This is a genomic window from Staphylococcus argenteus, from assembly GCF_000236925.1.
In the GTDB taxonomy this organism is placed as follows: domain Bacteria; phylum Bacillota; class Bacilli; order Staphylococcales; family Staphylococcaceae; genus Staphylococcus; species Staphylococcus argenteus.
The window spans coordinates 1,915,078-1,940,242 of sequence record NC_016941.1 but is presented as its reverse complement, the minus strand read 5'-3'; the positions used below and the strand labels follow the sequence as shown (position 1 = coordinate 1,940,242).

Here is a 25,165-nt window from a genome sequence, read left to right as displayed (position 1 = left end):
ATCTATCTTTTGCATCAAGGTGGATAATCATTGTTTTTTCACGAAAAAATTTGTAGAGAAAAAGACTATAAAAATCATGTTAAGTCTTTAGAACTAGACACTCAAAAATGCTATAATCATATGTATGTTAAAAAAGGAGTTTCGGAAAATGTATGACATTAAAAAATGGCGCCATATTTTTAAATTAGACCCAGCAAAACACATATCGGATGATGATTTAGATGCAATTTGTATGTCTCAAACAGATGCAATCATGATTGGTGGAACAGATGACGTTACAGAAGATAATGTTATTCATTTAATGAGTAGAGTAAGAAGGTATCCATTACCATTAGCGCTTGAAATTTCAAATCTTGAAAGTGTTATGCCTGGCTTTGATTTTTATTTTGTGCCAACAGTTTTGAATAGTACAGATGTGACATTTCATAATGGCACATTACTACATGCACTTAAAACATTCGGGCATAGTATTGATTTTGAAGAAGTAGTATTTGAAGGATATGTTGTTTGTAATCCTGAAAGTAAAGTCGCAAAATATACCAAAGCAAACACAAATTTATCGACAGAGGATATTGAAGCATATGCTCAGATGGCAAACTATATGTATCGTCTACCTGTTATGTATATAGAATATAGCGGTGAATATGGCGATGTTGCTATGGTAAAAGCTGCTGCAGAACATATAACAGAAACCCAACTTTTTTATGGTGGCGGTATTTCATCGGAACAACAAGCTATAGAAATGGCATCCATTGCAGATACAATTATCGTCGGGGATATTATTTATAAAGATATAAAAAAAGCATTAAAAACAGTGAAAATAAAGGAGTCTAGTAAATGAATGCGTTATTAAATCATATGAATACAGAACAAAGTGAAGCTGTAAAAACAACTGAAGGACCATTGTTAATTATGGCAGGTGCTGGTTCAGGGAAAACACGTGTTTTAACACATCGAATTGCTTATTTATTAGACGAAAAAGATGTCTCACCATACAATGTATTAGCAATTACTTTTACTAATAAAGCTGCAAGAGAAATGAAAGAACGTGTTCAAAAACTAGTAGGAGATCAAGCAGAAGTGATTTGGATGTCAACATTTCACTCTATGTGTGTTCGTATATTGCGTCGTGATGCAGATCGAATCGGAATTGAACGTAACTTTACGATAATTGATCCTACTGACCAAAAATCTGTCATTAAAGACGTTTTAAAAAATGAAAATATCGACAGTAAAAAATTTGAACCACGTATGTTTATTGGTGCTATTAGTAATTTAAAAAATGAACTTAAAACACCTGAAGATGCTCAAAAAGAAGCAACAGACTATCATTCACAAATGGTTGCTACTGTTTATAGAGGTTACCAAAGACAATTATCACGTAATGAAGCATTAGATTTTGATGATCTAATCATGACAACCATTAATTTATTTGAGCGTGTACCAGACGTACTAGAATATTATCAAAATAAATTCCAGTATATACATGTAGATGAATACCAAGATACGAATAAGGCACAATACACATTAGTTAAGTTATTAGCTAGTAAATTTAAAAATTTATGTGTTGTAGGTGATTCAGATCAATCAATCTATGGCTGGCGTGGTGCTGATATTCAAAACATTTTATCTTTTGAAGAAGATTATCCAGAAGCGAAAACAATCTTTTTAGAGCAAAATTATCGTTCAACAAAAACAATTTTAAATGCAGCAAACGAAGTGATTAAAAACAACTCTGAGCGTAAGCCAAAAGGGCTATGGACTGCCAATACAAGTGGTGAGAAAATCCACTACTATGAAGCAATGACAGAACGTGATGAAGCGGAATATGTTGTACGTGAAATTATGAAACATCAGCGTAATGGTAAAAAATATCAAGAAATGGCAATTTTATATAGAACGAATGCACAATCACGTGTGCTTGAAGAAACATTTATGAAATCAAATATTCCGTACACTATGGTTGGTGGTCAAAAGTTCTATGATCGTAAGGAAATCAAAGATTTACTTAGTTATTTGCGTATGATTGCTAATAGTAATGATGATATAAGTTTGCAACGTATTATAAATGTTCCAAAACGTGGAGTTGGGCCATCATCGGTTGAAAAAATTCAAAATTACGCCGTTCAAAATAATATCAGTATGTTTGATGCACTTGGAGAAGCTGATTTTATAGGATTATCTAAAAAGGTCACACAAGAGTGCCTGAATTTTTACGAATTAATTCAAAATTTGATAAAAGAGCAAGAATTTTTAGAAATTCATGAAATAGTTGATGAAGTTTTACAAAAATCAGGTTATCGAGAGATGCTTGAACGTGAAAATACACTTGAATCTAGAAGTAGATTAGAAAATATCGATGAATTTATGTCAGTTCCACAAGATTATGAAGAAAATACCCCATTAGAAGAACAATCGCTTATTAACTTTTTAACTGATTTATCACTAGTAGCAGATATTGATGAGGCAGATACTGAAAGTGGCGTAACATTAATGACTATGCACTCTGCAAAAGGATTGGAATTTCCAATCGTATTTATAATGGGTATGGAAGAATCATTATTCCCGCACATAAGAGCGATTAAGAGTGAAGATGATCATGAAATGCAAGAAGAGCGACGTATTTGTTATGTGGCAATAACTAGAGCAGAAGAAATATTATATATCACACATGCGACATCTAGAATGTTATTTGGTCGTCCGCAGTCAAATATGCCATCAAGATTTTTAAAAGAGATTCCAGAATCACTTTTAGAAAATCATTCAACTTCAAAACGACAAACGATTCAACCGAAATCAAAACCATTTGCGAAGCGTGGATTTAGTCAACGAACAACGTCAACGAAAAAACAAGTATCGTCATCTGATTGGAATGTTGGTGACAAAGTAATGCATAAGGCCTGGGGAGAAGGCATGGTTAGCAATGTGAATGAGAAAAATGGCTCTATTGAATTGGATATTATTTTTAAATCACAAGGACCAAAACGTTTACTAGCACAATTTGCCCCAATTGAAAAAAAGGAGGATTAAGGGATGGCTGATTTAACGTCTCGTGTTAACGAGCTACATGATTTATTAAATCAATACAGTTACGAGTATTATGTACAGGATAATCCATCTGTGCCAGATAGTGAATATGACAAATTATTACATGAACTTATTCAAATTGAAGAGGAACATCCTGAATATAAAACTGTAGATTCGCCAACAGTTAGAGTTGGTGGCGAAGCCCAAGCCTCTTTTAATAAAGTTAATCATGATACGCCTATGCTTAGTTTAGGGAATGCTTTCAATGAAGAAGATTTAAGAAAATTTGATCAACGTATACGTGAACAAATTGGTAGTGTTGAATATATGTGCGAATTGAAAATCGATGGATTAGCTGTATCATTAAAGTATGTAAATGGTTATTTTGTACAAGGATTAACTCGTGGTGATGGTACAACAGGTGAAGATATCACTGAAAATTTAAAGACGATTCATGCTATTCCTTTAAAAATGAAAGAGCCTTTAAATGTAGAAGTACGTGGAGAGGCATATATGCCAAGACGCTCATTTTTACATTTAAATGAGGAAAAAGAGAAAAATGGAGAGCAATTGTTTGCAAATCCTAGAAATGCTGCGGCTGGTTCTTTAAGACAGTTAGATTCCAAACTTACTGCAAAACGAAAATTAAGTGTATTTATTTATAGCGTGAATGACTTCACTGACTTTGATGCAAGTTCACAAAGTGATGCTTTAGATGAATTAGATAAATTAGGTTTTAAAACAAATAAAAATCGTGAACGTGTTAGTGATATTGATGGCGTTTTAGAATATATTGAAAAATGGACGAGCCAAAGAGAATCATTGCCGTATGATATTGATGGCATTGTGATAAAGGTTAATGATTTAGATCAACAAGACGAAATGGGATTTACACAAAAATCACCTAGATGGGCCATTGCCTATAAATTTCCTGCTGAGGAAGTTGTAACTAAATTATTAGATATTGAATTAAGTATTGGACGAACAGGTGTGGTGACACCAACAGCTATACTAGAACCTGTAAAAGTAGCTGGAACTACTGTTTCAAGGGCGTCATTACACAATGAAGATTTAATTCATGATAGAGACATTCGTATTGGAGATAGTGTAGTTGTAAAAAAAGCAGGGGACATTATTCCTGAAGTTGTGAGAAGCATTCCAGATCGTCGCCCTGATGATGCAGTCACTTATCATATGCCAACACATTGCCCAAGTTGCGGACATGAATTGGTGCGCATTGAAGGTGAAGTTGCGCTTCGCTGTATTAATCCAAAATGCCAAGCGCAACTTGTTGAAGGCTTAATTCATTTTGTATCAAGACAGGCTATGAATATTGATGGCTTAGGTACTAAAATTATTCAGCAACTATATCAAAATGAGTTAATTAAAGATGTAGCTGACATTTTCTATTTAACAGAAGAAGACTTGCTTCCTCTAGAAAGAATGGGACAGAAAAAAGTTGACAATTTGTTGGCAGCAATTCAACAAGCTAAATCAAATTCACTTGAACATTTATTGTTTGGTTTAGGTATTAGGCATTTAGGGGTTAAAGCAAGTCAAGTATTAGCAGAAAAATATGAAACGATGGATCGATTACTTACTGTCACTGAAGAAGAATTAGTTGAAATTCATGATATTGGTGACAAATTAGCACAATCTGTAGTTACTTATTTAGAAAACGAAGATATTCGTGCTTTAATTCAAAAATTAAAAGATAAACATGTTAATATGGATTACAAAGGTATAAAAACTTCTGACATTGAAGGACATCCTGAATTTAGTGGTAAAACAATGGTACTGACTGGTAAACTACACCAAATGACACGAACAGAAGCTTCTAAATGGCTTACAGCACAAGGTGCTAAAGTAACGAGCAGTGTAACTAAAAATACAGATGTTGTCATCGCTGGTGAAGATGCAGGATCAAAATTAACTAAAGCACAAAATTTAGGTATTGAAATTTGGACAGAACAACAATTTGTAGATAAGCAAAATGAATTAAATAGTTAGAGGGGTATGTCGATGAAGCGTACATTAGTATTATTGATTACAGCAATCTTTATACTCGCTGCTTGTGGAAATCATAAAGATGACCAAGCTGGAAAAGATAACAAAAAGCATAACAATAGTTCAAATCAAGTAAAAGAAATTGCCACTGATAAAAATGTACAAGGTGATAACTATCGTACATTATTACCGTTTAAAGAAAGTCAGGCAAGAGGGCTTTTACAAGATAACATGGCGAATAGTTATAATGGTGGCGACTTTGAAGATGGCTTATTGAACTTAAGTAAAGAGGTTTTTCCAACAGATAAATATTTATACCAAGATGGTCAATTTTTAGATAAGAAAACAATTAATGCTTATTTAGATCCTAAGTATACTAAACAAGAAATTGATAAAATGTCTGAGAAAGATAAAAAAGATAAGAAAGCAAATGAAAACTTAGGTCTAAATCCATCTCATGAAGGTGAAACAAATCCTGAAAAAATTGCAGAAAAATCGCCTGCGTATTTATCTAACATTTTAGAACAAGATTTTTATGGTGGTGGAGATACGAAAGGTAAAAATATTAAAGGTATGACGATTGGTTTAGCCATGAATAGCGTTTACTATTATAAAAAAGAAAAAGATGGACCAACATTTAGTAAGAAATTAGATGATAGTGAAGTTAAAAAGCAAGGAAAACAAATGGCTAGCGAGATATTATCTAGACTACGTGAAAATGATGATTTAAAAGATATCCCGATTCATTTTGCGATTTATAAACAATCAAGTGAAGATTCAATAACACCAGGTGAATTTATTACGCAAGCGACTGCTGAAAAGAGTCAAACTAAACTTAATGAATGGCATAACATCAATGAAAAATCAGCATTATTGCCTTCATCAACAGCAGCAGACTATGATGAGAATTTAAATAATAACTTTAAACAGTTTAATGATAACTTGCAGTCTTATTTTTCAAATTTCACACAAGCGGTAGGGAAAGTTAAATTTGTTGATAAGAAACCTCAGCATTTAGTCGTAGATTTACCAATAGATTATTATGGACAAGCTGAAACGATTGGTATTACACAGTATGTGACTGAACAGGCTAATAAATACTTCGATAAAATTGATAACTATGAGATTCGAATTAAAGATGGTAATCAACCACGTGCTTTAATTAGTAAAACAAAAGATGACAAAGAACCACAAGTTCATATTTATAGTAATTAATTACTAAAACATATAAATAAAAGGTACTATTGCTAATCAGTATTGTGATTAACAGTAGTACCTTTTTTATAATGAAAAATCAAAGTGAGATAATGAAATAATTTTTGGAAAATATCATTTCTGTCTGACTCCAATTAAACGTATGACTTATTTTTCTCGAACGATATCTCTAACTTTATTTAAATCTGTCTCAACAAATGCACCTGGTTTTTTAGTAAGTTTACTTACAACATAAGTAACAATAACACTTACAATAAAGCCTGGAATGATTTCGTATAAACCAAAGATTTCATTGATATGTGCCAATGGTTTAATCCATGCAATCCAAATAATAACAACAAGAGCACCTGAAACCATACCACTTACAGCACCTGCACGTGTTAAACCTTTCCAATAAAGTGAGAATAATACAAGTGGACTGAATGATGCACCGAATCCTGCCCACGCATTACCAACTAGGTTTAAAATTGTGTCATTTGGATTCCAAGCAATAGAAATTGCAACAATAGCTACAACTAATACTGATAATCGTCCAACCATGACGAATTCTTTTTGATGCGTTTTTGCTTTTTCTTCACCACGAATTAATTTATAAAAATCTTCTGTTAATGAGCTTGACGTTACAAGTAATTGTGAAGAAATTGTACTCATAATTGCTGCTAAAATTGCAGCTAGTAAGAAACCGCCAACAAGCGGATGGAAGAGTACTTGGCTCATTACTATAAATAATGTTTCTGGATCTTCTAATTTAATATGGTAAGCAGGTACAAACGCGATACCAGTTAAGCCAACAGCAACTGCACCTAATAGACCAACTGCCATCCAGCTAATTCCTAAACGTCTAGCTTTTGGTAACATTTTATGTGACTTAATAGACATAAATCTTACTATAATATGAGGTTGACCGAAATAACCTAATCCCCATGAAAATAGTGAAATAATACCTATGAATGATAGGCCTTTAAATAAATTTAAATTAGTAGGTTTCATAGCAGCTACATCATGAAACGTACCCCAACCATTTAAGTTCATCATAGCAACAATAGGGACCATAACCATCGCAATTAACATAATGACACCTTGGAAGAAATCCGTAATTGACACAGCTAAATAACCACCAAAAAACGTATAGAAAATAACAATGAAAGCAACCAAAATTAACCCAAAATGGTAGTCTAAACCAAAGGCACTTTCAAATAATTTACCACCTGATACAAAACCAGAATGTGTATATAACGTAAAGAATACAACAATAATTAATCCGGAAATGATTTTAAGAATATTATTTTTATCGTTTAAGCGGTTTTTAAAGAAATCAGGTAACGTAATGGCATCTCCAGCTAATTCAGTATAAACACGAAGCCTAGGTGCAACAACGAAATAGTTAATGTAAGCACCTAATGTTAAACCGATTGTAATCCACATTGCTGAAAGACCAGTACTATATACTGAGCCTGGAAGCCCCATAATCATCCAACCACTCATATCTGATGCACCAGCTGACAAAGCAGTGATGTATGGGCCAATACTACGTCCGCCTAACATATACTCACTTAAGTTGCCGGTTGCTTGTTTATAACCATAAAAACCTATAACAATAAGTATTAAAAAGTAAACGCCAATCATTATATAAGTTTGCCAATTGGCATCAACTTGTTGGCTTAATGCTGTCCCCATTGTAAGCATGATAAACACTCCCTTTATTTAATTTATAATTTAGTTACTTGAAAACATTATACATAAAGATAAATGTTTAGAAAAGTAGGAAAATTAAATTTATTCATTTGAAAATACTTTTGTAGCAACAAAGAAAACGCTTACGTATAATTTGCGCTTAAGCAAATTTTTATGATTTTTATTGCATAAACATAATATTGATTTCATATGTTCAGAATATAAAGTGAGTTTAAATGCTTGGAAAAAGTGAACTTCTGATGAGTGAGTAAACCTATACAGATTGTATAAATTTATAGCTGAATCTCATAAATACTTAGATTTTTAATTGGAAATTTGATACAATTTAGTGATGAATGAATAAAAGGAGGCTTTTATTAATGACAAAAGTAACACGTGAAGAAGTTGAGCATATTGCAAATCTTGCACGACTTCAAATTTCTCCTGAAGAAACGGAAGAAATGGCCAACACATTAGAAAGTATTTTAGATTTTGCAAAACAAAATGATAGCGCAGATACAGAAGGCGTAGAACCTACATATCACGTTTTAGATTTACAAAACGTTTTACGTGAAGATAAAGCAATCAAAGGTATTCCGCAAGAGTTAGCTTTGAAAAATGCCAAAGAAACAGAAGATGGACAATTTAAAGTGCCTACAATCATGAATGAGGAGGACGCGTAAGATGAGTATTCGTTACGAATCGGTTGAGAATTTATTAACTTTAATTAAAAACAAAAAAATTAAACCATCTGATGTTGTTAAAGATATATATGATGCAATTGAAGAGACTGATCCAACAATCAAGTCATTTTTAGCATTAGATAAAGAAAATGCGATGAAAAAAGCACAAGAGTTAGATGAATTACAAGCTAAGGACCAAATGGATGGCAAATTATTTGGTATTCCAATGGGGATAAAAGATAACATTATTACTAATGGTTTAGAAACAACTTGTGCAAGTAAAATGTTAGAAGGCTTTGTACCAATTTATGAATCAACTGTAATGGAAAAATTACATGGTGAAAATGCTGTTTTGATCGGTAAATTAAATATGGATGAGTTCGCAATGGGTGGTTCAACTGAAACATCATATTTCAAAAAGACAGTTAACCCATTTGATCATAAAGCTGTACCTGGTGGTTCGTCAGGTGGATCTGCAGCAGCGGTTGCAGCAGGCTTAGTACCATTTAGTTTAGGATCAGATACTGGTGGTTCAATCAGACAACCAGCAGCATATTGCGGTATTGTTGGTATGAAACCAACTTATGGTCGCGTATCTCGATTTGGATTAGTTGCTTTCGCATCTTCACTAGATCAAATTGGGCCATTAACACGTAATGTAAAAGATAATGCATTAGTATTAGAAGCAATTTCAGGCTTAGACGCAAATGATTCTACAAGTGCACCTGTTGAAGATGTAGATTTTACATCTGATATCGGTAAAGATATTAAAGGGCTAAAAGTTGCATTACCTAAAGAATATTTAGGTGAAGGTGTAGCAGCAGATGTTAAAGAAGCAGTTAATAATGCTGTAGATACATTAAAGTCTTTAGGCGCTATTGTAGAAGAAGTATCATTACCAAATACAAAATTTGGTATCCCATCTTACTATGTTATCGCGTCATCAGAAGCTTCATCAAATCTTTCACGTTTTGATGGTATCCGTTATGGATATCACTCTAAAGATGCACATTCTTTAGAAGAATTATATAAAATGTCAAGATCTGAAGGTTTTGGTAAAGAAGTTAAACGTCGTATTTTCTTAGGTACATTTGCATTAAGTTCAGGATATTACGATGCATACTATAAAAAATCTCAAAAAGTTAGAACATTAATCAAAAATGATTTTGATAAAGTATTCGAAAATTATGATGTAGTAGTTGGTCCAACAACACCTACAACTGCATTCAACTTAGGCGAAGAAATTGATGATCCATTGACAATGTATGCCAATGATTTATTAACAACACCAGTAAACTTAGCTGGATTACCTGGTATTTCTGTTCCTTGTGGACAATCAAATGGCCGACCAATCGGTTTACAATTCATTGGTAAACCATTCGATGAAAAAACGTTATATCGTGTCGCTTATCAATATGAAACACAATACAATTTACATGACGTTTATGAAAAATTATAAGGAGTGGAAATCATGCATTTTGAAACAGTAATAGGACTTGAAGTTCACGTTGAGTTAAAAACGGACTCAAAAATGTTTTCACCATCACCAGCACATTTTGGGGCAGAACCTAACTCAAATACAAATGTTATCGACTTAGCATATCCAGGTGTCTTACCAGTTGTTAATAAACGTGCAGTAGACTGGGCAATGCGTGCAGCAATGGCACTAAATATGGAAATTGCGACAGAATCAAAATTTGACCGTAAAAACTATTTCTATCCAGATAATCCGAAAGCATATCAAATTTCACAATTTGATCAACCAATAGGTGAAAATGGTTACATTGATATTGAAGTAGATGGTGAGACAAAACGTATCGGTATTACACGTCTTCATATGGAAGAAGATGCGGGTAAATCAACTCATAAAGGTGAGTATTCATTAGTTGATTTGAACCGACAAGGTACACCATTAATTGAAATCGTATCTGAACCCGATATTCGTTCTCCTAAAGAAGCGTATGCTTATTTAGAAAAGTTACGTTCAATTATTCAATATACAGGCGTATCTGACGTTAAGATGGAAGAAGGATCTTTACGTTGTGATGCTAATATTTCATTACGACCATATGGTCAAGAGAAATTTGGTACAAAAGCCGAATTGAAAAACTTGAACTCATTTAACTTTGTGAGAAAAGGATTAGAATATGAAGAAAAACGCCAAGAAGAAGAATTGTTAAATGGTGGAGAAATCGGACAAGAAACACGTCGATTTGATGAGTCTACTGGTAAAACAATTTTAATGCGTGTAAAAGAAGGTTCTGATGATTATCGTTACTTCCCAGAACCAGATATCGTACCTTTGTATATTGATGAAGCTTGGAAAGAACGAGTTCGTCAAACAATTCCTGAATTACCAGACGAGCGTAAAGCTAAATATGTAAATGAACTAGGCTTACCTGCATATGATGCACATGTTTTAACTTTGACTAAGGAAATGTCTGATTTCTTTGAGTCAACAATTGAACACGGTGCTGATGTTAAATTAACATCAAACTGGTTAATGGGTGGCGTAAATGAGTATTTAAACAAAAACCAAGTAGAGTTATTAGATACTAAACTTACACCTGAAAATCTAGCTGGTATGATTAAACTTATCGAAGATGGAACAATGAGTAGTAAAATTGCTAAGAAAGTCTTCCCAGAGTTAGCAGCAAAAGGTGGAAATGCTAAACAAATTATGGAAGACAATGGCTTAGTTCAAATTTCTGACGAAGCAACACTTTTAAAATTTGTAAATGAAGCATTAGATAATAATGAACAATCAGTTGAAGATTACAAAAATGGTAAAGGTAAAGCTATGGGCTTCTTAGTTGGTCAAATTATGAAAGCTTCAAAAGGTCAAGCTAACCCTCAATTAGTAAATCAACTATTAAAACAAGAATTAGATAAAAGATAATGTTAAATAACAACCCTTGATTGCAGAAATCGCTGCAATCAAGGGTTTCTTCATAGCTATCAAAAAATGATATAGTTTAATCGATTATTCATAGTTCATATGATTACTAAAAATATTAATTTTATTAATGCGTTAGCTTTAATTATATAAAGGCAAACTGTATAATATAAAGGTATAAAACATTTTTGTATAAAGACAACTTTATATTTACAACTTCATTTTTAAGAGAGAATATCAAAAATGACAATCAAAATATAGTCGATATTACATTACTTGGACAATGTTTATAGTAGCCCAAGTACATAAAGATATGTCGTGAACGAAGCATAAGCGTTTATAAAGGTAAAAAAGTGTGTTGAAATCACACTAAGTATACAAGTATATGGTATATACCTTTATCGTATAAAAGATCAATTAATATAAAATATATGAATTTTAAGTAGAGGGATAAGATATGAGGAAACGTGCAAGAATCATTTATAACCCGACATCAGGCAAAGAACAATTTAAAAGAGATTTACCTGATGCCTTAATAAAATTAGAAAAAGCGGGATATGAAACGAGTGCATATGCAACCGAAAAAATAGGTGATGCCACACTAGAAGCAGAAAGAGCTATGCATCAAAACTACGATATAATTATCGCTGCCGGTGGAGACGGTACATTAAACGAAGTAGTTAATGGCATTGCAGAGAAACCAAATCGTCCTAAATTAGGTGTTATTCCTATGGGAACAGTAAATGATTTTGGACGTGCTTTACATATACCTAACGACATTATGGGTGCTTTAGACGTCATCATTGAAGGTCATTCTACTAAAGTAGATATAGGTAAAATGAATAATCGTTACTTCATCAATTTAGCTGCTGGTGGACAATTGACTCAAGTCTCATACGAAACCCCAAGTAAGTTGAAATCAATCGTTGGTCCTTTTGCATATTACATTAAAGGTTTCGAAATGTTACCTCAAATGAAAGCTGTTGATTTAAGAATTGAATATGATGGCAATGTTTTCCAAGGAGAAGCTTTATTATTCTTTTTAGGTCTGACAAATTCAATGGCAGGTTTTGAAAAATTAGTGCCAGATGCGAAATTGGATGATGGGTACTTTACTTTAATTATTGTTGAAAAATCAAATCTTGCAGAACTAGGACATATTATGACATTAGCTTCACGAGGTGAACATACAAAACATCCAAAAGTTATATACGAAAAGGCCAAAGCAATTAATATTTCTTCATTTACAGATTTACAGTTAAATGTAGATGGTGAGTATGGTGGAAAATTACCAGCTAATTTCTTGAATTTAGAACGTCATATTGATGTTTTTGCACCAAATGATATTGTTAATGAAGAATTGATAAATAATGATCACGTTGATGAAAAGTTAATTTAAGAATAAATCGAAGTATTTAATTAAATGATAACAGGTTAGGAAGCACATAAATATATTCCTAACCTGTTCATTTTGGAGGTAAAATTTTGCAAGCGATAGCTAAAAATGACATTAAAACAGGGACGGTAGTTGATTTAACGCATGAAGGACATGGTGTCGTAAAAATAGATCGATTTCCTATTTTCATCCCACAAGCGCTAATCAATGAACAAATCGAGTATAAAGTAATTAAAGTTAAAAAGAACTTCGCGATTGGTAAATTGCTGACTGTTAATACAGAAAGTGAGCATCGAGTGGAACCACCATGTATATATTATGAACGTTGTGGTGGTTGTCAACTTCAACATTTATCGTATGAAGCACAACTCGCAATGAAAAAAGAACAAGTAATAAATTTGTTTCAGCGTAAAGCGCATTTTGAAAATGTGACAATTAACGATACGATTGGTATGGATAATCCATGGAGATATAGAAATAAATCACAGATTCCTGTTGGTAAAAACCAACAAGAACAAGTTATCATGGGCTTTTATCGTCAAAGAAGCCATGACATTATTGATATGGAAAGTTGTCTAATTCAAGATACACAACACCAAGAAGTTATGAATGTGGTTAAAACTATTTTAAATGACTTAAATATTAGTATTTACCAAGAACAATTGAAAAAAGGATTAATAAGACATCTAGTTGTTAGAACAGGATATCATACGGATGATATGATGATTATTTTTGTTACTAATGGTAAAAAATGGCCACAAAAGGATGCTGTTGTTCAGAGAATGTTACAAGCATTTCCTAACGTTACGAGCATTAAACAAAATATAAATGATAGCCATTCAAATGTTATTATGGGGCGTCAATCTTTAACATTATATGGTAAAGATACAATTATTGATCAATTATCTGAAAGTACTTTTAAAATTAGTGATCAATCTTTTTATCAAATCAATTCAGAACAAACTGAGAAATTATATAATAAAGCGATTGATTATGCACAATTAACTGGGAATGAAGTCGTATTAGATACTTATTGCGGTATTGGTACAATCGGCTTATACATGGCACCACATGCCAAACATGTTTACGGTGTTGAAGTTGTTCCTTCTGCGATTAAAGATGCACAACAAAATGCGACTATAAACCAATGCAATAATACAACTTTTGTCTGTGGGAAAGCTGAAGATGTTATTTTAAAATGGAAGGCAGAAGGAATTAAACCAGATGTTGTTATGGTTGATCCGCCAAGAAAGGGCTGTGATGAAACATTTATTCAGACATTGCTCACATTAGAACCAAAACGAATTATATATATTTCGTGTAACCCAGCGACACAACAACGTGATGCTTTATTATTAGCTGAAAAGTATCAATTAGAAGAGGTAACACCAGTAGATATGTTTCCACAAACAACACATGTTGAAACAGTTGCGTTGTTCAATTTGAAATAGACAGATTTGAGAAATTTTGTAGCATGATTTGTAATGACAAAATGTCTTTTATTAAGATTTTATTACAGCCAATTTACTTTCTTGATATGAACTTTTTAAATTAAATATGACATTGTATACTTACATTAAGAAGAGATACGAACGTCATTATTGGGAGGGTTGGCAATGCATAAAATCGATTTATCAACTAATAATTTTCGAATGCGAAGATTTGTCGTCTTACAACTTGTCATTGCATTATTTGTAATTTTATTTACGTATAAATGGGCTTTAGGTGTGACAGCGGTTGTCGATCAAAATATAATTATCAATATTATATATGGCTTTGCTGGTTTTATCGTGTTATTAATTTTACATGAACTCATCCATAGAGTATTATTTCTTGTATTTAAAAAAGATAGTAAGCCAATGTTTAATATCCAAAAAGATAGAATGTTATTTCAAACAGCAGACGCATGTTTTAACAAATGGCAATTTTCAATTATAATGTTATCACCATTGCTTGTCCTAAGCGGTGTGTTGCTCATTTTAATTAAATCATTTGGTTATTCTTCACTTATCTTTATGTTTAGTATTCATACAGCATATTGCCTAATAGATATTCTGCTTGTCGCACTTACGATAACTAGTAATTTTAAATATGTGCAACAAGATAAAGATAGCATTTACTTATATCACCAAAAACCAATACAGTAATAGTATTTAGTCTAATGACATTTATAATATAAAGCAGTTAAATTCCCAATATTTGTTATAAAACTATCAACATCATAACGTTGAATTTTCGTTGGATTTCAAAAAATGTAGTCATCTCAATGTAGTTATCGCTATGTGCACGATACATGTAAAAATGTTGCATACAGCGTATAATTATATTGAGATCTTTTTAGTTTCACAGGTATGTATGAAGCGGAGATGAGCACTTGACTGAAAGACGCATTATTCATATAGATATGGATTATTTTTTTGCACAAGTTGAAATGAGAGATAATCCCAAATTAAAAGGTAAACCTGTCATAGTTGGTGGAAAAGCAAGTAATCGAGGCGTTGTTTCAACAGCATCATATGAAGCGCGTAAATATGGTGTCCATTCAGCAATGCCAATGTCGCAAGCACATAAATTGTGTCCGAATGGATATTTTGTCACAAGTAATTTTGGTGCTTACCGAGAAACATCAGCACAAATTATGTCTATATTTCGAAGTTATACAGATAAAGTTGAGCCGATGTCCCTTGATGAAGCATACCTCGATATTACAGAACTTGTACGGCCAGATTTACCTGCATCTAAAATTGCACAGTATATTAGAAAAGATATTTTGGAACAAACACAATTAACTGCTTCTGCAGGAGTATCTTATAATAAATTTTTAGCAAAATTAGCGAGTGGAATGAATAAACCTGATGGCATGACTGTAATCGACTATCGAAATGTTCATGATATATTAATGGCATTAGATATCGGAGACTTTCCGGGAGTTGGTAAGGCATCTAAAAAAGTAATGCATGATCATGGCATTTTTACTGGAAAAGATTTATATAATAAAAGTGAATTTGAATTGATTCATTTGTTTGGAAAACGAGGACGTGGTTTATATAATAAAGCGCGTGGAATTGATCATAGTGAAGTAAAATCAACAAGAGTGAGGAAGTCAGTAGGTACTGAACGAACTTTTGCCACTGATGTTAATGATGATGAAGAAATTTTGAGAAAAGTTTGGGAGTTGTCAGGAAAAACTGCTGAACGTCTTAATAAATTACAGAAATCAGCCAAGACAGTGACAGTAAAAATAAAAACCTATCAATTTGAAACGTTGTCTAAGCAAATGAGTTTGAGAGACTCCGTAAGTTCAGAAAATGATATTTATAATATTGCATATTTACTTTATAATGATTTAAAAGATCCAGATGTACCAATACGTCTAATAGGTGTAACAGTAGGGAATCTTGAACAATCAACATACAAAAATATGACTATATATGACTTTATATAAACAAACGCCCTATAAAGTTGTCACGTAGAACGTGTCAATTTTACAGGGCATTTTATATAATACTAGCCTTTATCTTGTAAATTTTTACCATATATATTTGTTACATGTGTTAAATTCTCATAGTTTTTCAATAATCTAAAGGTAATCATAGCACACGCTTTTGCATCATTTAATGCATCGTGATGACCATGAAAATCTAATTGATAAAATTCCATCATATGTTTCAAACCGTATCGATAAGAATCGACTGTTCTTTTAGCGAGTTGATAGCTACAAAAGTAAGTTAAATTTGGCGTCGGTAAACCAATATTTTGTATACTTTGATGTAAAACGTTCATATCAAAAGCAGCATTATGTGCGACAACTGGTAAATCTGCAATGAATTGCATCATATATGGAAATACAAAGTCGAATGTAGGTGCACTCTCAACATCTTCAGGTTGAATGCCATGGACTTTGATATTTTGTTGTGAAAAGTAATCTTGTGGGTTCACAAGTGTATGAAACGTTTCTGTTATTTGACTATCAATGACTTTAACCATACCGACAGAACAAATACTAGTACGTTTACCATTTGCTGTTTCAAAATCAAGAGCGACAAATGCATTGTTCATTTTGTATATTACAGCTCCTTAAAGATAAGTTTCATGTTTATAACTTTACATTAAAATTGAGATATATCATAATGATTTTGCTTTAAAAATATATAGTTTTTAGAAAGAGCTGATTTTTGGTGCTTAAAATTGAAAGTGGATTGATTCAAGGTTTTCATCGAAATAATACGTATTATTTTTTAGGAATTCCATATGCTGAACCACCTGTAAGTAATTTAGATGGAAGGCGCCGAGAGCGCCACGAAAATGGAAAGGTGTTTATCTAGCAAATGAATTTGGTCCAGTGTGTCCACAAAGAGGTGGTGCTAGTTTTAATTTACGTACTGAAAAGCAAAGTGAAGATTGCTTATACTTAAATGTGTGGTCTACAACTATTGATGTAACTGCTGAACAACCCGTTATGGTATGGATACATGGTGGCGGTAATCTTGGTGGTGCAGGGTAAGAAGATGCCTTTGATGGAGAAAAATTAGTACAAAATGGAGTAACAGTTGTAACGTTTAATAATAGGTTAGGTGCATTCGGTTATATTGCAGACCCAAATATCGGCTGTAATTTTGGTGTATTAGATCAAATCGCTGCATTAAGATGGGTTGCTAACAATATACGGAAATTCGGAGGTAATCCTGACAATGTAACAATATTTGGAGAATCAGCCGGAGCACAAGCAGTAAGGTATTTATTTTCAGCGAAAAATGCAAAAGGTTTATTTCATAAAGCAATCATTCAAAGTGCTGGATTTGAAAAGTATGTGTTTTCAGAAGAACCTACGTACGAAAAAGTAGCTAAACAAACAAGTAAAATGTTTGAAGAGCTAGGTAGTCATAACCTCGAAGAACTTCAAAGTGTGTCAACTGAAAGGATATTAGATATTTCGACTAAGTATTCTGGTGTACGACCACCTAGAGGACAAGTTCATACACCTGCAAATTTAATATGGAATCAGATCCCAGATGGAAAGATTATTTCGAAATCACATTTCCCTGTATTATCGAAAGATATACCGATATTAATTGGGTGTGTTGAAAACGAAGCTAGATATTTTATAAAACCAAATAAAACATATTCTGAAGAAGTATTATTGAATATGGTAGATACTTTGGCTAATAGCAAGAAAGAACGCATTTTGTCATATTTTAAACAGCATAATTATTCAAATTATGAAGCATTAGATAAATTTTTTACCACTGTTATTTGGTTTGAACCTTGTTTAGCAACAATAAAACGTTTTGAGAAGTTGTGCAAACATATATATTATTACCACTTTGCAAGAGTTTCACCTAAGAGTAAAATGAACAACGAGTTGGCTATACATACTTCCGAGATAAAATATATATTTGGAAATTTAACACCTGAAGAAGATTATGACGAAATTGACAAAGAGATTTCTCATAAAATGCAATATGCATGGTCAACTTTCGCGAGATATGGTGTACCTAAAAATTTAGATTATTCTAATTGGTGTCATTACGATAATCACAATCCTTACTACACATTGATTAACAATCGCATACAAACTAAACCATTAGAGATAAATCAGTTAATAAGGTATATACAAGAAATAAGAAATTAAATTACAAGAGAAGATTTAAAATTGAAGGCCCTTAATAATAAATAGTACAGAAATAAAAAAGTTTATATGATTAGTCGGATAGATATAAAGGTTTAACCACTTTTTATCTGTGCGACTTTTTTGATTTTGACAAATAAAAAAACGCAGATCAATGATTTAGAAAATAAATCTAAAGATCTCCGCAATACAAAATAATATAGACATTGGGTGTTTAATAGAAACCCAAATGTCTATCATGTCGTATGATATTTATCTGTCTGTTAATATAGTTTGTTAATTATTCTTCGTCAAAAGTACGTGCGCCTAATTCTTTTTCATAAAGGTATAATGCATTGCTATCGTCACCAATACGAGTTAAATAATTGATGTGTGTTTCAAACATTGCTTCTTCTTCTACTTGCTCATCTAAGAACCAGTTTAAAAATGAAATAGTTGCGTAGTCTTTATCTTGACGAGCAATTTCAGATAAGTTGTAAAAACGTCTAGTTACTTCTTGTTCTTGAGATAAGCTATCTTTGAAAGTTTCTAAAATACTTGAAAAATCAATTTTTGGTGCAGGGATAGCTCTGAATTCTGCATGTGCCCCTCGGTCATTAATATAATTATAAATTTTATGACCATGGAAACGTTCTTCTTTAGCTTGTTGAATGAAAAAGTTTGCAAAGCCTTCGTATGATTCCTTATCACAATATGCTGCCATTGCCATATACGCGTGTGCTGCAAAATATTCATGGTTCATTTGATCATTTAAAGCTTCTAATAAATCTTTACTTAACATTGTTAGACACCTCTTATTTGTAAATTAAAATTATTATGAATTACACTTATTATAACAAACGCATTCTCAATTGTAAATAATAATAATTATAATTTAATGCCTAAAATTAACGTTCTAATTGAGAAAATGTATCATTTAGCGATATTTAATTGAGAATAAATATCATTTTTAATTAACTAAATGAGAATGATTACAAATTAGAATTAATAGACCGATTTATGATTGAGAAACTTTTTTGAAGTTGCCTTATCATGTTATAATGATGCGAGTGGAAATTAGAGGAGGAAACACATGAGACAGTGGACGGCAATCCATCTAGCGAAGTTGGCGCGTAAAGCAAGTAGAGCGGTAGGTAAAAAGGGTACTGATTTACCAGGACAAATCGCTAGAAGAGTGGATACAAATATATTAAGAAAATTAGCTGAACAAGTTGATGATATTGTATTTATTAGCGGAACAAACGGCAAAACAACAACTTCAAACTTAATTGGGCATACTTTAAAAGCAAATAATATTGAAATCATACACAATAATGAAGGTGCTAATATGGCAGCTGGTATTACTTCGGCATTTATCATGCAGTCAACGCCGAAGACTAAAATCGCGGTTATCGAAATTGATGAAGGTTCGATTCCACGTGTTTTAAAAGAAGTCACACCTTCTATGATGGTATTTACAAATTTCTTTAGAGATCAAATGGATCGATTCGGCGAAATTGATATTATGGTTAATAATATTGCAACGACAATTAGTAATAAAGGCATCAAATTATTACTAAATGCCGATGATCCTTTCGTAAGCCGTTTAAAAATTGCAAGTGATGCAATTGTGTATTATGGTATGAAAGCACATGCACATGAATTTGAACAAAGTACGATGAATGAAAGTCGCTATTGTCCAAACTGTGGTCGTTTATTGCAATATGATTATATTCATTACAATCAAATTGGGCATTATCACTGTCAGTGTGGTTTCAAAAGAGAACAAGCCAAATATGAGATTTCAAATTTTGAAGTTGCGCCATTTTTACATTTAAATATTAATGATGAAAAATATGATATGAAAATTGCTGGCGACTTTAATGCGTATAATGCATTAGCTGCATATACTGTATTAAGAGAGTTAGGACTTAATGAACAAGCAATTAAGAATGGATTTGAAACGTATACATCAGACAACGGTCGCATGCAGTATTTTAAAAAAGGTAAAAAAGAAGCGATGATAAACTTAGCTAAAAACCCTGCAGGTATGAATGCAAGTTTATCTGTAGGTGAGCAATTAGAAGGCGAAAAAGTATATGTTATATCTTTAAACGACAATGCTGCCGATGGACGTGATACTTCATGGATATATGATGCAGATTTTGAAAAATTATCAAAACAACATATAGAAGCAATTATTGTAACTGGAACAAGAGCAGAAGAATTACAGTTACGATTGAAGTTAGCTGAAGTTGAAGTGCCGATCATTGTTGAACGTGATATTTATAAAGCAACAGCAAGGACAATGGATTATCAAGGGTTTACAGTTGCTATTCCAAACTATACGTCATTAGCACCTATGCTTGAACAATTAAATCGTTCATTTGAAGGAGGTCAATCATAATATGCATGAATTGACTATTTATCATTTTATGTCAGATAAATTGAATTTATATAGTGATATTGGAAATATTATTGCTTTAAGACAACGCGCCAAAAAACGTAATATTAAAGTTAATGTCATTGAAATCAATGAAACAGAAGGTATTACATTTGATGATTGTGATATTTTCTTCATTGGTGGTGGAAGTGATAGAGAACAAGCGCTTGCTACAAAAGAATTAAGTAAAATTAAGACGCCGCTTAAAGACGCAATTGAAGATGGTATGCCAGGATTAACAGTTTGTGGTGGCTATCAATTTTTAGGAACAAAATATATTACACCTGATGGAACAGAGTTAGAAGGGTTAGGTATTTTAGATTTCTATACTGAGTCAAAGACAAATAGACTAACAGGCGATATTGTCATTGAAAGTGATACATTTGGAACTATTGTAGGTTTTGAAAATCACGGTGGTAGAACATATCATAACTTCGGTACACTTGGTCATGTTACTTTTGGTTATGGTAATAATGATGAAGATAAAAAAGAAGGCATTCATTATAAAAATTTATTAGGAACATATTTACATGGACCAATCTTACCTAAAAACTATGAAATTACTGACTATTTATTAGAAAAAGCATGCGAACGTAAAGGCATTCCTTTTGAGCCTAAAGAAATTGATAATGAAGCAGAAATTCAAGCGAAACAAGTACTTATCGATAGAGCAAACAAACAGAAGTAATTTCGCTAACTCGGAGTATCGCATCAATGGATTTAAAATTGATAAACGATGAAGTTTAGTAATTAATCTTATTCGTATAAACGTACACATATCTTTTGGGAATCATAAATCCAAATTGATATGTGTTTTTTTGTATTCTAGTAATTAATAATTATATAATGATTAGTTATCCTAGATTTATTAATAGTAAGGTGATTAAGCAACATGAACAAAAAATAAATGATGAAAGGAATTTGACAATGAGTTTTACTAAAATAATTTTAGCGGATGGGAGTGGGACAGAAATGATAAAGAACCACTAATGATTTATTATGTAGTGGTTCTTACACATTAGCCACAGCTAATGTGTACTTAAAAATAGGAATACATGAGTAAAACTCATGCATAAGAAATACTAATTTCTAAAGAAAAAGTATTTCTTTATGTTGGGGCCCCAGAATTGAAAAAAGCTTGTTGCAATCGCATTTTCATTTAGTCAACTACTGCCAATATAATATTTTAGATACTTGGACATTGTTTTATGTCCCAAGCTCCATTTAGCAACTTACATTTTTAAGAAGTAACTTATATATTCGCTGAACACTTAGCAAGAGTATTTATTTAATGAAGTGCATAAGCTTAAGACATTTAAACTATGCATATCTACTATCAAGAAGGTGATAAATCATTAATACTTCATATAAGATATGACTTTTTATTTGATTTTCACCGCTAATATCTAGTGCCTTAACTGTCGCACGTAAAGTGTCTATAGATTCATGTTCTCTCTTAAATGAACCATCATAAAAAATATTATTTATACTACTGCTAATTTTTAACAATGCCATTTTTTCATCGGTTGAAAAATAAAGATGAGTGTTTTTAGGCAAGTAAATGATATTTGAAAGATGCGTAATAAATAAGCGATTAGTATATGCACGTTTGATTAATTGATTGAGTAATTTCCAATCACATTCCTTTTTCTTATGATAACTTAATTCATCACGTTGGTATCCGATTAAAGTTTCAACTTGATTATTTAAATTGAAAATATTTTTATATGTTTTTTCACTTTTAACTGATTGTAGATTTGATAAAATAAGTTCTTGGCAGCGATTGTAAAATAATTTATACATTGATGCTTCAGTACGACTTATTTTTTCTTCAACTTGACCATAATACTTTGGTGGAAAAACTAGGAAGTTGATTAGTCCTGAAGTAACAAGACCAATGATTGCTGTTAAAGTACGAGATAAAAAGTTAAACATATAAGCATCATGTATACCTGGAATCATTGCTAAACAAGTAAGTACCGCAACATTTGTACCCACTTGTAATTTAAGCTTTGTACAAAATAAAATTGTAAAGGTAGCACTTAATGCATATGTAAATGGTGATTGATCACCAAAAAGAAATGTAAATAACACCGCAAATCCAGAACCAATAACAGTTGCTGGTAGGCGACGATACCCTTTGATCAGTGATGCCTTGGCGGTAGGTTCAATTGTGACAACAGCAGTTAAAATAGCGTAGATGGGTGTTAGATCTAAAGCCATGCAAAAAACAGCTGTTAAAAAAATGGCGATACCAGTTTTAATAGTTCTGGCACCAATTAAATGTTTGTACCATTGTTCATTCATTTTTTAACCTCTAATCATCGTAAAATCTAAGCGAGCGCTTTATAATATAAAATATCGTACATTGGAAAAGATAATGTATGTAAAATAATAAACATGACCATAATTTATTTATATAGATTGTTTTTCAGATACATCAATCAAAGCCCTAGGCTCTATAATGTTATGTTGACAGTAGTTGACTAAATGAAAATGCGCTTTTAATAAGCATTTTCAATTCCGGGGCCCCAACATAGAGAAATTGGAACACAATTTCTACAGACAATGCAAGTTGGGGTGGGGCCCCAACATAAAGAAATACTTTTTCTTTAGAAATTAGTATTTCTTATGCATGAGTTTTACTCATGTATTCCTATTTTTAAGTACACATTAGCTGTGGCTAATGTGCAAGAACCACTACATAATAAATCATTAGCGGTTCTTTAACATTTCTGTCTTACTCACTTTCCAAAATACGATAAGTAACATCTTTAGTATATCAAAGAATTTTTGCTATAATAAGTTATAATAATATAAAAAAGGAACGGGATAAAATGATTGTAAAAACAGAAGAAGAATTACAAGCGTTAAAAGAAATTGGATACATATGCGCTAAAGTGCGCAACACAATGCAAGCTGCTACAAAGCCAGGCATTACAACTAAAGAACTTGATAATATTGCAAAAGATTTATTTGAAGAATACGGTGCAATTTCAGCGCCAATTCACGATGAAAACTTTCCAGGTCAAACTTGTATAAGTGTGAATGAAGAAGTAGCACATGGTATTCCTAGTAAACGTGTTATTCGTGAAGGTGACTTAGTCAATATTGATGTTTCGGCATTGAAAAACGGCTATTACGCTGATACAGGTATATCATTTGTAGTTGGTGAATCAGATAATCCGATGAAGCAAAAAGTATGTGATGTTGCAACGATGGCGTTTGAGAATGCAATTGCAAAAGTTAAACCAGGTACGAAATTAAGCAATATCGGTAAAGCAGTGCATAATACTGCTAGACAAAATGATTTGAAAGTTATTAAAAATCTAACAGGCCATGGTGTTGGTTTATCATTGCATGAAGCACCAGCGCATGTACTTAATTATTTTGATCCAAAAGATAAAACATTATTGACTGAAGGTATGGTTTTAGCTATTGAACCGTTTATTTCATCAAATGCATCATTCGTAACAGAAGGTAAAAACGAATGGGCTTTTGAAACAAGTGATAAAAGTTTTGTTGCCCAAATTGAACACACTGTTATTGTGACAAAAGATGGTCCAATTTTAACAACTAAGATTGAAGAATAATAGAAAAATCAAATACTAAGACTAAAGTATGAACATCATTTAGTTCCGGAGCCTATTCATATTGGTTTCGGAACTGTTTTATAATAATGAAGAACACAATTAATGAGTCATTAATAAAAGATATTTTGCAATTAACTAGTTTAATTAGCACTTATATCATTGACATCTAAGAAGAAACATAGCGCATTAGATATTTAAATACTTATTATAAAAGGTGATAATGATGAACTATGTTGACCGTTATATTGAACAATTTTTAAGAGAAACCGTTAGAAATAATATTAAACAGTATCTTTTAATTCTAGACAAGAAAATAAAAAACTTAGATGATTATATGCATTATTTAAAAGCTAAAAAAGAACAGCTCAGCAAGATGATTGACAGTCTAATGCTAACATTAGAAAATAAATATGTTGATATCACAGAAACATTTCACATTCAATGTGCTAGAGAGATAAATGATCAAGAAATTGAGAATATTAAAGCTGAATTAAATAAAGTCGAAGCATATTATGCACAAATTGAAATACAGATTCAACAAGCTACAACTGAAAAATTAACAACTGAAAAAACATCGTATCTAATAAATTATATGAACGCTGTGGCATAGAAAGGCGGCGAAA

At 32.1% G+C, this 25,165-nt stretch carries 19 protein-coding genes and 2 pseudogenes; 17 read left to right on the top strand and 4 right to left on the bottom strand.

What is annotated here, in order from left to right; translation table 11 throughout:
• The first annotated feature begins 148 nt into the window (after positions 1-148).
• Genes pcrB through SAMSHR1132_RS09310 form a run of 4 tightly spaced genes read left to right on the top strand, consistent with a single transcriptional unit; the run spans position 149 to position 6,249 of the window.
• Positions 149-841, top strand: a complete 693-nt coding sequence (pcrB, locus tag SAMSHR1132_RS09325) for a heptaprenylglyceryl phosphate synthase (protein ID WP_000272059.1) — start codon at positions 149-151, stop codon at positions 839-841.
• A complete protein-coding gene (pcrA, locus tag SAMSHR1132_RS09320) occupies positions 838-3,030 on the top strand; it encodes a DNA helicase PcrA (RefSeq protein WP_000992932.1) in 2,193 nt (730 codons plus the stop codon). The genes pcrB and pcrA overlap by 4 nt, the downstream gene beginning before the upstream one ends.
• A 3-nt stretch (positions 3,031-3,033) precedes the next feature.
• Positions 3,034-5,037 carry an NAD-dependent DNA ligase LigA gene (ligA, locus tag SAMSHR1132_RS09315; protein WP_000774586.1) on the top strand — a complete coding sequence of 668 codons (2,004 nt, stop codon included), beginning with the start codon at positions 3,034-3,036 and terminating at the stop codon, positions 5,035-5,037.
• A gap of 12 nt (positions 5,038-5,049) precedes the next feature.
• Positions 5,050-6,249 carry a CamS family sex pheromone protein gene (locus SAMSHR1132_RS09310; protein ID WP_000831689.1) on the top strand — a complete coding sequence of 400 codons (1,200 nt, stop codon included), beginning with the start codon at positions 5,050-5,052 and terminating at the stop codon, positions 6,247-6,249.
• A 147-nt stretch (positions 6,250-6,396) separates the two neighbouring features.
• Here SAMSHR1132_RS09310 and putP read toward each other — a convergent pair whose 3' ends face one another.
• The gene (putP, locus tag SAMSHR1132_RS09305; protein ID WP_000957028.1) at positions 6,397-7,935 is read right to left on the bottom strand and encodes a sodium/proline symporter PutP; all 1,539 of its coding nucleotides are present in this window, start codon (positions 7,933-7,935) and stop codon (positions 6,397-6,399) included.
• 368 nt (positions 7,936-8,303) lie between these two features.
• Here putP and gatC point away from each other — a divergent pair, with 368 nt between their 5' ends.
• The 8 genes and pseudogenes from gatC (at position 8,304) to dinB (ending at position 16,343) form a co-directional block, all read left to right on the top strand.
• Positions 8,304-8,606, top strand: coding sequence for an Asp-tRNA(Asn)/Glu-tRNA(Gln) amidotransferase subunit GatC (gatC, locus tag SAMSHR1132_RS09300; RefSeq protein WP_000170162.1), 303 nt, complete (start codon positions 8,304-8,306; stop codon positions 8,604-8,606).
• A 1-nt stretch (position 8,607) separates the two neighbouring features.
• On the top strand, positions 8,608-10,065 hold the full coding sequence (gene gatA, locus SAMSHR1132_RS09295; protein WP_000027931.1) for an Asp-tRNA(Asn)/Glu-tRNA(Gln) amidotransferase subunit GatA: 1,458 nt from the start codon (positions 8,608-8,610) through the stop codon (positions 10,063-10,065).
• Positions 10,066-10,077: 12 nt separating this feature from the next.
• Positions 10,078-11,505, top strand: a complete 1,428-nt coding sequence (gatB, locus tag SAMSHR1132_RS09290; protein ID WP_000545367.1) for an Asp-tRNA(Asn)/Glu-tRNA(Gln) amidotransferase subunit GatB — start codon at positions 10,078-10,080, stop codon at positions 11,503-11,505.
• Between the two features lie 84 nt (positions 11,506-11,589).
• Positions 11,590-11,655: pseudogene (locus SAMSHR1132_RS14450) on the top strand (hypothetical protein); the annotation flags it as partial.
• Positions 11,656-11,959: 304 nt separating this feature from the next.
• Complete coding sequence (locus tag SAMSHR1132_RS09280; RefSeq protein ID WP_001231453.1) at positions 11,960-12,901, top strand: diacylglycerol kinase; 942 nt, start codon at positions 11,960-11,962, stop codon at positions 12,899-12,901.
• Positions 12,902-12,987: 86 nt separating this feature from the next.
• On the top strand, positions 12,988-14,349 hold the full coding sequence (gene rlmD / locus SAMSHR1132_RS09275) for a 23S rRNA (uracil(1939)-C(5))-methyltransferase RlmD (RefSeq protein WP_001147879.1): 1,362 nt from the start codon (positions 12,988-12,990) through the stop codon (positions 14,347-14,349).
• A 165-nt stretch (positions 14,350-14,514) separates the two neighbouring features.
• On the top strand, positions 14,515-15,045 hold the full coding sequence (locus SAMSHR1132_RS09270; RefSeq protein WP_000548772.1) for a DUF3267 domain-containing protein: 531 nt from the start codon (positions 14,515-14,517) through the stop codon (positions 15,043-15,045).
• A gap of 227 nt (positions 15,046-15,272) precedes the next feature.
• Positions 15,273-16,343 carry a DNA polymerase IV gene (gene dinB / locus SAMSHR1132_RS09265; RefSeq protein ID WP_000140169.1) on the top strand — a complete coding sequence of 357 codons (1,071 nt, stop codon included), beginning with the start codon at positions 15,273-15,275 and terminating at the stop codon, positions 16,341-16,343.
• 62 nt (positions 16,344-16,405) lie between these two features.
• Here dinB and SAMSHR1132_RS09260 read toward each other — a convergent pair whose 3' ends face one another.
• A complete protein-coding gene (locus tag SAMSHR1132_RS09260) occupies positions 16,406-16,957 on the bottom strand; it encodes a 3'-5' exonuclease (protein ID WP_001057707.1) in 552 nt (183 codons plus the stop codon).
• Between the two features lie 229 nt (positions 16,958-17,186).
• Between SAMSHR1132_RS09260 and SAMSHR1132_RS13575 the strand changes: the two are divergent.
• A pseudogene (locus tag SAMSHR1132_RS13575) lies at positions 17,187-18,530 on the top strand (carboxylesterase family protein); the annotation flags it as partial.
• Positions 18,531-18,807: 277 nt separating this feature from the next.
• On the opposite strand, the gene ftnA reads toward SAMSHR1132_RS13575, so the two are convergent.
• Positions 18,808-19,308, bottom strand: a complete 501-nt coding sequence (gene ftnA / locus SAMSHR1132_RS09250; protein WP_000949232.1) for an H-type ferritin FtnA — start codon at positions 19,306-19,308, stop codon at positions 18,808-18,810.
• Positions 19,309-19,599: 291 nt separating this feature from the next.
• On the opposite strand from ftnA, the gene murT reads away from it, so the two are divergent.
• Together murT and gatD are read left to right on the top strand one after the other, a co-directional pair.
• Complete coding sequence (murT, locus tag SAMSHR1132_RS09245) at positions 19,600-20,913, top strand: lipid II isoglutaminyl synthase subunit MurT (RefSeq protein ID WP_001250324.1); 1,314 nt, start codon at positions 19,600-19,602, stop codon at positions 20,911-20,913.
• A 1-nt stretch (position 20,914) separates the two neighbouring features.
• Positions 20,915-21,637, top strand: coding sequence for a lipid II isoglutaminyl synthase subunit GatD (gene gatD / locus SAMSHR1132_RS09240; protein WP_000544963.1), 723 nt, complete (start codon positions 20,915-20,917; stop codon positions 21,635-21,637).
• A 632-nt stretch (positions 21,638-22,269) separates the two neighbouring features.
• Here the strand turns inward: gatD and SAMSHR1132_RS09235 are convergent.
• Positions 22,270-23,256, bottom strand: coding sequence for an FUSC family protein (locus SAMSHR1132_RS09235; RefSeq protein ID WP_001005533.1), 987 nt, complete (start codon positions 23,254-23,256; stop codon positions 22,270-22,272).
• 530 nt (positions 23,257-23,786) lie between these two features.
• On the opposite strand from SAMSHR1132_RS09235, the gene map reads away from it, so the two are divergent.
• Positions 23,787-24,542, top strand: a complete 756-nt coding sequence (gene map / locus SAMSHR1132_RS09225) for a type I methionyl aminopeptidase (protein WP_000636139.1) — start codon at positions 23,787-23,789, stop codon at positions 24,540-24,542.
• Positions 24,543-24,765: 223 nt separating this feature from the next.
• Positions 24,766-25,152 (top strand): hypothetical protein, encoded by a 387-nt coding sequence (locus SAMSHR1132_RS09220; RefSeq protein ID WP_001110170.1) that lies wholly within the window; start codon positions 24,766-24,768, stop codon positions 25,150-25,152.
• Positions 25,153-25,165: the final 13 nt, after the last annotated feature.